Genomic DNA, 10461 nt, shown 5'->3' on the forward strand with positions numbered 1-10461 from the left:
GCGGTAAGCGGGCGCAACGCTTGAAAATGCGTGTGCGCTTAGTGTTCTTTCGCGTTCAATGCTACCACAGCCTGCCCAAACGAAACGCACCCGTCGTTAGGCGGTAGATCGCGGTTGATGGCAACCGAGAAACCGGCCTGTTCGAGCTGATCGAGGGCGTGTTCAACAACGTAGCGGTTCATGAACACGCCACCTGTTAGCGCCACCGTCTCGATGCCGTACACCGCGCGGCAAAGCTGCGCCACATCCACGATAGCACCCACGAATGCGTCGTGGAACCGTTGAGCGATAACGCCAACAGGAACGCCCGCCACAACGTCATCAAGCAGCGCACGAAACGCTGGCTCGGGATCGAGCAGCAGCACCGAGGTGTCCTGCGCCGTGCTGTTCGGAAGCGCCGTGTTCTTCACGATACTAATAGTTCCGTCGGTCTGCCGACCGACGGAACTTGCCGACGCTGCGGTCGTGCAAGGTGCGCCACATTCCCGTTCGTATTCGTGTAGGGCAGCTTCCAGAAGGATTGCGGGTTCACCTTCGTAGGTTGGCTCGGTACAAATTCCCAGAAGCGCACTTGCGGCGTCGAATAGGCGACCCACCGACGAGGTGAGTGGCGTATTGATGCCGGCGTCGATCATCTGCGCGCACACGTCCGCTTGCTCGCCCAGCTGCTCGATCGCGCGCGCAGCACCCGGATGATCAAGCAGGTCAAACGCCCATAACACGCCGTATGCCATACGCAAGGGGTGGCGCACGGCCGCAGCACCGCCCGGCATAGGCACGTAGGCGAAGTTCGCGAAACGCTCGAAGGCGGCCATATTAGCCACAAGCACTTCGCCACCCCAAATGCGCCCGTCTGCACCATAACCCGTACCGTCAAAGGCGATGCCGCACACAGCGTCGCGAATGCCATGCTCGCCTACAACCGACGCGATGTGCGCATGGTGGTGCTGCACCCGCACGATGCGTGTGCCAGGTTCTTGATCGGCTGCCCACTTTGACGACAGGTACTCAGGATGCAAATCGCACGCCACCAGCGTAGGTTCCATGCGGAATAGCTGCTCGAAGCGCGCCTTCGCCGCAAGCCACGCATCGTAGGTTTCGACGTGTTCTAAGTCGCCGATGTGCTGTGACACGAACGCTTCCGCCTCGCGCTCGCCATGCGTCGCCAGACGAGCCAGCGCGAACGTGCATTTCTGATCGGGGCCCGTAGCGAACACAACAGGTCCCTCCACGTGCGTTAACGAGGCGCAGGATGCGACATCTGCACAATTGGAAGCAGCAGGCATGCGTTTGTCAGCAGAGCCTGCCTCTTCCGATGAACCGCCACAACACGCGCTGTCAACAGGACAAGCAATTGGCACGGGCGCGTAACCGCGAGCACGGCGAATCATCTGAATAGCCGTACCCGCACTGCCCGCACGAATGACGCGCACCACTGAATCGTCAAAGCGCGTGCGAATGGCACGATTGTTTCCCAACACTGCATCAGCGATGCCCAGCAGACGATCGTAGGCATCAGTGTCGTCAATGACAATGGGTTCGTCGTGAATGTTTCCCGACGTCATTACCAACATAGGAGGGTTTTTCGCAACTTGCACTGGTGAAGCAGCACCGCCGACATACCCAACAGCCTTAGCACCCGCTGCGCCGCCGGCGCACCCGGCAGCAACCTGCTCGCAGAAATCGTGCAGCAGCAAATGCTGCACCGGCGTACACGGCAGCATCACGCCCAGTTCGGGAAGATCGCCAATAAGCCCCGGCACAAACGCAGCGTCCGGCAAACGCTTGAGCAGCACAATGGGTCGTGCCGCACTTTCCAGCACTTTGGCTTCCTCGGCGCTCACCTGGCACACCTGACGAACCGCCTGCACGTCGCGCATCATCACCGCAAACGCCTTACCTTCGCGCCGCTTGCGCTGGCGTAGCTGGGCGACCGCCTGCTTGTTGTTCGCGTCGCACGCCAGATGAAAGCCGCCGAGCCCCTTCACCGCCACAATGCCGCCTGACGCAAGAAGCCGCGCTGCTCGAGCAAAGATGGCGTCGCTCTTCTCGCGACCACGCCCCCAAACAACGCGAACGTTCCCATCGCACGCGCGTTCGGCGTCGGCGCAGCTCCTATCGCAAACGCGTTCGACGTCGCTTTCAGAAAAGGGGATACCACCCGACACTGCATCCAACGCAACGTCGCCACAGGTCGCATCGCACATGCCTTCGATGACGGCGCAGTTCGAACTCTGCCACGCAAACGAAACGCACGGCCCGCAATCGAAACACGCATCGGGTTGCGCATGGAAACGACGATCCAATGGGTCGGCGTATTCGTGCGCGCACGGCCCACACATGGGAAATGCGCCCATCGACGTCTTCTCGCGATCGTACGGCAAAGCGTCGATGATAGTGAATCGGGGCCCGCAGTTTGTGCAGTTGATAAACGGGTAGCGGTAGCGACGATCAGCCGGATCGAACAGCTCGGATACGCAATCGTTGCACGTAGCCAGGTCGGGTGACACGAGCGTTGTCTCCTGCGTTTTTGCCTCGTCAGAGAAACGAATCTCGAACGTTTCGAAATCCTGTAGCGGAACCTCTTTCAGATCCACTTCCTCAACGTGTGCCGCCGCGGGTGGGTTCTCGTGCAATTCACACACGAATTCATCGAGCAGCTTCCCTTCCCCTTCCGCATGGATAAACACGCCATCCACTGCATTCAGTACCCATCCGTTGATCAGGTATCGTTTTGCCAAACGATAAACGAAGGGGCGGAAACCCACCCCTTGTACGATTCCTTTAACCTGAATGTCGAGCGCTTCAACCATAAGCCGCCTTTCATGTCTTAATCTGGGTTCTCACACGTGCGCGCACGCATGAGCCCGTACGCAGCCACGCAGCCAGCCTATCGTTCTTGCAGCACGTCTTCCACAATGCTTGCCAGCAGGCGCAGTGTTACACCGGCGTTGTCGGGAAGATGCAGGTGCACTACGCGCCTACCTCGCGCGGACAGCGTTGCCATGTCGCCTAACGCCTGCGCCTTCGCAAGGGCTCCCAAGCTGTCAGCTTCTTGACTGAGCGGGATATCATCGGGCTCGTCGGCCGACAAGATGAGGAACACACCGCAGTTCGGACCTCCTTTTTGCAGCTGCCCCGTGGAATGCAGGTAACGAGGACCTACCTCCAAGCACGACGCTACGCCCTTCGCGCGGGCAACGCCATGACGAATGACCTCAAGCGCTTCACGACGTCCTTCGCCCGTGAAGGGTAAAAACGCATTGATGGCGAAGAAATCGCCTGGCTTGATGCTGTCAAACAACGCTTTCAGCGCACCGCGCACGTCGGCTTGCCCTGCGAAGCGCGGTGCCATGCGAACCTCTATTTGACCGAGCGGCACGTTGCCGTAGAAGCTCTGTGTGAAATCGGGATCGGGTTGACCGTCGCGCAGGATATCCAGCACCACCGCCTTCGCTGACGCCACGTCAGGCTGGTCGAACGGACATACCCGCATCAGGTAGCCGCACATGGCCACAGCGTACTCCCACATGATGAAGTGCTCGGCGAGCTGCTCAACTGCATCAATCTGGTAATCCATGCGCGGGATGTCCGGCGACAGACACTCCAAGCTGCGGCGGAAGTCCCGTGTTTCGTCTGGCAGATCAGCTTTCGTCTCATACGTGACAACACCGCGATCGCCCGAGTCGGACGCCAGCAGCAGCGAATCAACTTCGATGCTGGGAAGGATTCCCTTGCCTTCCTTGCCAACACTTTCCGCCACCAACTGTTCAATCCACAGCCCCAGTACCCGGCCGCGCGGCGGCGTAACAAATGAAAACTTGTTGCGCCCTGCCTCGTACCCTTCGTACAAAAACGCCGCCAGAGCGATAGCCGGGTTGTCAGCCACATCGGCGCTGCATCGCGTCTCGGCGGCGCGAGCATATTCCATAAACCGCTGCAGGTCGATGCCGACCAAGGCGGCCGGCAGCAAGCCAAACACCGACAACGCCGAGAATCGGCCACCTACTGTAGGCTCTCCGGAAAACACGGCGAGCCAACCTTCGTCATGCGCAAGTTGTTCGAGTTTCGAACCCGGATCGGTAATGGCAACCAAGCGTTTCACCAGGTCGGCGTCGCTGATACGGTTGGCAAGCTGAGCGCGCACGGCGCGCAAGGCCAGGCGCGGTTCGATAGTGCCGCCGCTTTTCGATGACACAATGAACAGCGACGTGGCCGGATCAAGCTCCGACAGGATTTCACGTATACGCACGGGGGAATCGGAATCGAGTGTTTTGAACGCCACGTCCGACGAATCGGGCTTGTTGTACTTCGTGATGGTCATCGGCGCTTGGGTGGAGCCACCTTGCCCAATGAGCACCACGGTTTTCAATCCGCGTGCCCGCTCGGCATCGGCAAACGCCTGAATGCGGTCGATCGGGCAGGGCGGGTTCGTTGCCAAATCGGCCCATCCCATGAAATTGCGTGCGCACGAACACGCTTCTTCGGAGAAATCGTACAGCGAGGCGTCCTTGGCATGCAGGCGCGACGCAACACGATCTTCCACCAGCTGTTTTGCCGACGTGTACAACTTGCTCGCATCGATGGTTTGCATGATGTCTTCTTTCCTTCAGGATGGCCGGCTTACCGCCGACGTATCACTGATCACTGTGCGTACGACAGCTGCTTGCCGTTGCTTACCCCTGCGAGAACCGAACACAGCGCCTCGCGCGTTTCGTGCGCGGCGCAGCAACGAACGCAGGAAACCTTACAGTCCCAACGCCTTTTTCAGCGCGGTCACGCGACGACGCGACACCGGAATCTGCTCGTCAACGCCATTCAGCGTAAGCAGCAGCGTGCCACCCGACACCGGCTCGACCTCTTCGACCATGGAAAGGTTCACCAGATAGCCGCGATGTACGCGGAAGAACCCGTGCCCGTCGAGACGCTTTTCCAGCTGGGCTAAGCTGACCGTAGAAAAGAACCTGTCGGTATCGGTTTGCAGGTAGGCGTAATCGTCGCGCGCCATAACGAAGCGAATTTTGTCGATGCTGATAAGAATCTTCTTTCCCGCCTTCTCAACGGGAATGCGCTCCGATTTCTGGCTCTTCAGATGCAGCGCTACATGTTCACGCACGCGGGAGATCGCCTGGGCTAACCGGTCGGTTTCCACAGGTTTTACCAGATAATCGATCGCATTCACCTTGAACGCATCGAGCGCGAACTCGCTATATGCCGTAACGAACACAACTGCCGGGGGAAACTTCAGACGCATGAGAGCATCGGCCAGCTGCAAGCCAGTGGCCTCGGGCATGTTCACATCAAGGAACATGACATCACACGGATACTCTTTTAACTTCTCGATGGCGTCGCGGACATTCGCAGCCTCGGCAACCACCTCGACCTGCCCCACCTCGTCGAGCAGGAAGCGCAGCTCAGAGCGCGCAGGAGCCTCATCATCAACAATGATCGCCTTTAGCACGGTCCCCCCACCTTTCTCATACGTGAAACCATTGCTGTAACAGAAGAGTCTAACACAGACCACCGCTTTCCACGCACCCGCACGCAAAGCGACAAAAGGAAAACGCCCACTCTGACTCTTTCTCAAATGCCACATGCACGCTACCATGAGTATGCATGACGGCAGAACTTCCGTGCCTCACACTTAGCTAGGGCGGATCGTTTGTTTATTGAGAGCCTTGTCTGGGCTGATGTTGCGAATGAGACTCGGATTCTCAAAAAGAGCCGTGCAGATCAAATCTTCGCGGTTGAGACGCTTATTCGCGCGTCCCAGCGCGTTCTCGTAGAAGGCCACCAGAAACGATTCATCGGGAAAAATGCCGGCTGCCACATTGCGGTACATAGCGCGCACAAGGGCGTCGCGAAAGTAGCGGGCGTTGCTTGCGAAGGGCTCGTTTGACACGTTGAACCCCAGGTGATTAAGGTAGAGTTCCGAGAACACCGCTACTGTGCGAGTATTTCCCTCAAAGAAGGGATGAATCTGCCAGAGAAACGCTAGGAAGTGACAGAAGTCAGCAAGCTCGTCGCCTTCCAACGTAGTATAGAGCTTCCCCTGCTCTGCGGCGAACACCCCTTTGAGCGCCATGTCGTAAGCCAGCGGATCGGCATACAGCACGCTGTCGCCGTTCAAGATGTCCTCCTGCTTCACCATGCGCTCGGTTTTAAATTCGCCCGGATGATACACCGTAACGTCGAGGTCTTGGAACAGATAGCGATGCACTTTTACCAGTATCTCCGGCGCAAGATAGAAAGGAACTGCCGCCAGAAGCTCAGCGATGCGCTGGGCTACCAGGTCGGCTTCACGTGTGTCGGCATGGGCATCATTGCGGGCGGTATTACTGTGATACGCACGCACGAGCTGCCCCGTTTCCTCTAAAGTGCGCCCACCGTTCACGTAGTCGGCCGCCATCTTCTGCACATAAGGGGAAACCTCCAGGCCGTCAACGCGCTGCAATCCGATAGCTACGGCCCAGTAATGACGCCGCGCAGCCATAGACTCGTGCGAACGCGCCGGCTCATATGCGAAGTTGTCCAAGCCCTCAGCTGTCAAAAGCCCATCGCCTCTCTTAGGAACCCAACGGGTTCACCTTATCACGAAACGCCTTCGATCTCGGATGGTTTTCGAGAACGCGAACGCTCCTCCGTCCCCCGTTCACGTCCGTCCCCTGTTCACGCCCTCTCGTAGCTTATGCCGTAACGAGATGCAGGGGAATGAGATAGAGGCCAATGTAGCGATACGCGATGCGACGCGAAACCGACGCACGCTCCCAATTGCCAGCTTCGAGCTTTTCCAGCAGGCTTTCCACGATACTTACCTCAAATTCACCGAGCGGAATTTGCCCATAGCGCTCGCGTTCCATAAGCGAAAGCGCACGATCACATTCGAAAGCGTGCACCTCGGGGTGAGCCTTCGCGAGCGCGCCAACACACGAGTGCGGGTCGAGTTCGTCCACGTGTACGCCCGCATCACTTATAAGATCGTGTAATCGCCCATACAGCAGCACCGACCCCGTGCCACACGCAACCGCACGGCGCAGGCGGCGCGAGCGCCACCCCAAGCGCGCGAGCCGCTGTAGCTCAGCCGCGCCCATAATGATGAACGCCATCAACATAAACAACAGCGCCAAGCCAAGCCATGCGAAGGGGCGAAGCTCTTCGGGCAGTATGTCGGTCCAATCCGGCGTCTCTGCAACCGTTCCCACATTTGAATCGTCGCTCGCGCCGCCCGCAACCTCGCGTGCTATTTCGACCACTTCATCGGATGCGTACACGCGATCGTAGAAGCCCGGCGTCACCTCAACCGGCATCCAACCGGCACCGTCAACGTATACCTCAACCCATGCATGCGCGTTGCTTTCATTGAGCGTGCATGAGCTTTCGCCCGCTTCTCGCATATGTTCGATAGTTTCTTCATCAAGCAAGTAACCTTCCACATAACGAGCTGGCACGCCCACCTGGCGGAAAGCAAGCACCGCCGCACTCGCAAACGCAGCCGAATTACCCTCACAGGCATCCTCCAAGAACCACGCCACGTAATCGTTTGAAGCGGTGCCGGTGCTTGTGGCATTTGTGGCATTTGTGGCGTCTGTGGAGTCTGTGACATCCGCGCTCGCCGACCCACCGCCGGCACCTAACGCACCGCCGCTGCTGCTTGCACCTTCAAACCGCACGCCCTGCGCATTGTAATCGCAGCTTACATCGAGCAACGTGCGAATACGCGTAACCGTGGAATACAACGTGCTTTTATCGGCATTCCACGTGTCATCCTCGAAGAAGAACCGCTCGATTACCGTCGCAGTGTCGCTGGGAACGTCGAGATATCGGTCGTACACGAAGGAACGGTACGCCAACTCGCTTCGCAGGAAGTTTCGCTCGCGGGCAGACAAGTCTTCGCCGTTTGCATCGCCTTGATCTGCAGCAACGCCCGCATCGGGGCCCGTTTCCGAACCAAGTGAGGCCGCCTGCTCGTACACCCAATCGCCCGGAACCATCGTTTCGGCCATTGGCGCCCCTGCAACCACCTCAAACGTGCTGCTTTCGTTGCCGCGCACTTCTCCGTTAGTGCGATACAGATCGAGCAACGATTCCGCACCGTCCGATGTCGCAGCGGCCGGAGCGTATGCGTAGCGACGATAGGCACCTGGTGCATCAACCGTCACCGATAACGTTTCGGTGGCATTACCGGTTTCCTCGTCGTCAAGCGAGCGATACGCCGAATATTGGGAAAGTGTGTTGAACCCTTCGGCATCAAGCCACGTGAACAAGCCCGTCCATTCGCCTTCATACTGGTCAGGTTTCATGCGGTTAAATGCGTCCCCCGTGTATTCAACCCCTGCAAACCCGCGAAGGTACAGCGGCGCGGCGTTACTTGCGGCCTCTTCATCGGCAAACGTCACCCGAAGACGATCGGTTTCCCCTTCTTCAGGAACCGCACTCATCCGATGTGCACTCGCAAGATCGCCCTGAGGCAACGTGTCCGACCCAAAGCGGAACTCATCGACGGTAGCCAGCGCATTGCCTTTTGCATCGCGCAGCTGGGTGTTTCCCTCATATCCCGCGCATGCAAGCAACGACACTCCCACAATAACAGCAAGCGTCACGGCAAATGCGGGAACAGCACGCAGCGAAGCGTCGTCACGTCGGGCATAGCAGCTTCCCAACAGCGCACCACCAAGAAGCAAGCACGCAAACGAAGCGGGGAGTATCGTCTGGAAGAACAGGCCGCACACGATGAAGGTAATCGGAATAAGCCGTGCTGCGATCATAGACCGACTCAAACATATGGCATGCACTACCAAGCCAACCACAAGCCCCGTGAACAGCGCAAACATAAGAGCAGCACCATCGGATGGGGCCGACACTGCAAAATGAAGCACGTAGCCGTCGAACTGGGCATTCCACGCATCAATGAACGTGTTCGTCACATTGGCAGCCGTTGCGCGCAGGGGAGCAACTCCTACAACAAGCATTGCTGCCAACGCAGCCATCACAAGCCCTAGCGCTATGCCGTAAGATGCACGCGAAGAATATCGCGTCGCAGCCAACAGAGCAGTTGAGAGCGCTGCTGCCACAGCACCGCATGCGACGATGGCTACAGGCCACGGCGCCACCAGCACGGCAAGCGCCATACCTGCAGCAAGCAACATAGCAGCAACCGTCTCAAACCCGCGCACGCGACGAGGGGAAGTGGCGGCGCTGCGGCCAGCGGCAACGTTACCCTGACTTGCAGCACGTGCATGCGCGGGTGCACTCGCGTGAGCGCTTCTGTGAGACTCGTTAAAGCGAGATGCGATGCCCATGATCGGCCAACCCCCTCGCCTGGAATGTGAACAACGCATAGCGCTCGCTTACCGACCCCGAAGCCGCTCCCTCTTCGTCGGCAGAAATAACCACAACGGTCAAATCGACCGTCTGCGCAAGGGCAGCCCATGCGGCCTCGTCGTAGAAGCACGTCACCAAAACAACCTTCGTGAAACGATCGGCAAGCGACGCATCCGCTAATACCTGCGACACCTCATATGCCGAAGGCGTTAAGGGTGTTGCCAGTAACGCGTCGGCAAATGCGGCGCGCGATGCTTCATCGTCAACCATATGAAAGCTGGCCTGCTGCTCATACATTACCCCCGCATCGTGAAACACACCCGCACGCAACAGAGCCGCAGACAGCGACAACACCATGGAGGCAACGCCGTTGCACACGTCATCAGACGCTTCTTTGCAGCCACACGCCAACAGCGCCACTTCGTAATCGGCAGGACGCGAAAACTGTCGCGCGATCAACGAATCAAACTTACTCGACAGCTTCCAGTGAACACTGGCCATAGAGTCGCCGGGAACATATTCGCGCACATCGAATACCTCACCTACATCGTGCCCGCTCTTCGAGTTGTCGAACGAATCGCCAAACATGTGAGCCTGAGGCGTTTGCGAAAGCAGAACCTCAGTTTGCAGCTGAGCGGGACGCAGCACACTCTCATAGTTCGCATCAAGCGAAAGGCGCGCGCAGAACAACCGGAGCGGATCAACCAAACGCACCGAATCTGTCGAAATTAGCACACGCCCATAGCGCTGTTCAAGCACGGGCAAATCACAGGTGCGGCACCGTGTGCTCAACGCCGCTTCGACGGTGTGGTCTTCCACCGTAGCAAACACGCTGTTCTCAACGCGCACGGAAAGCATCGCAACAGCAAGACAGAACGGCAGCCCACGAACAAGACGAAGGCGAACAGCGCAATGTTCGCCCAACTGATAGGACGGTTCAACATCAAGCGTCACGCGGGTAAGTGCCGCAGCAAGCCGCACCTGTGCGAACAAAACCACCGGCACAGCAACCGACACCAGCAGAAATGCAAGTGACAAGGCGCTGTTCGCCCAGAAATGCAGCACTGCGGCTATCAGGATGAAAGATGCGGATGCGATGCGGCTTTTCAGCATAATAAGGTGTTCGCGCTCCTCGCGTTT

6 protein-coding genes are annotated in these 10461 nt (G+C 58.3%); all 6 read right to left on the minus strand.

Annotated elements, in window-relative coordinates; translation table 11 throughout:
* Nucleotides 1–38 precede the first annotated feature (38 nt).
* Nucleotides 39–2813, minus strand: a complete 2775-nt coding sequence (locus G7Y44_RS07915; protein WP_165248900.1) for a carbamoyltransferase HypF — start codon at nt 2811–2813, stop codon at nt 39–41.
* 77 nt (nt 2814–2890) lie between these two features.
* The gene (locus G7Y44_RS07920) at nt 2891–4594 is read right to left on the minus strand and encodes a glucose-6-phosphate isomerase (protein WP_165248902.1); all 1704 of its coding nucleotides are present in this window, start codon (nt 4592–4594) and stop codon (nt 2891–2893) included.
* A 153-nt stretch (nt 4595–4747) separates the two neighbouring features.
* Nucleotides 4748–5461: a LytR/AlgR family response regulator transcription factor gene (locus G7Y44_RS07925; RefSeq protein WP_165045425.1), complete on the minus strand. Its 714-nt coding sequence runs from the start codon at nt 5459–5461 to the stop codon at nt 4748–4750.
* Nucleotides 5462–5644: 183 nt separating this feature from the next.
* Nucleotides 5645–6550 carry a Fic family protein gene (locus tag G7Y44_RS07930; RefSeq protein WP_165248904.1) on the minus strand — a complete coding sequence of 302 codons (906 nt, stop codon included), beginning with the start codon at nt 6548–6550 and terminating at the stop codon, nt 5645–5647.
* A 136-nt stretch (nt 6551–6686) separates the two neighbouring features.
* A complete protein-coding gene (locus tag G7Y44_RS10340) occupies nt 6687–9299 on the minus strand; it encodes a transglutaminase-like domain-containing protein (RefSeq protein WP_206214435.1) in 2613 nt (870 codons plus the stop codon).
* Nucleotides 9277–10434 carry a DUF58 domain-containing protein gene (locus G7Y44_RS07940; protein WP_165248906.1) on the minus strand — a complete coding sequence of 386 codons (1158 nt, stop codon included), beginning with the start codon at nt 10432–10434 and terminating at the stop codon, nt 9277–9279. Before G7Y44_RS07940 ends, G7Y44_RS10340 begins: the two co-directional genes overlap by 23 nt.
* Between the last annotated feature and the right edge of the window lie 27 nt (nt 10435–10461).

This window comes from Adlercreutzia sp. ZJ141 (genome assembly GCF_011038965.1).
Lineage (GTDB): Bacteria > Actinomycetota > Coriobacteriia > Coriobacteriales > Eggerthellaceae > ZJ141.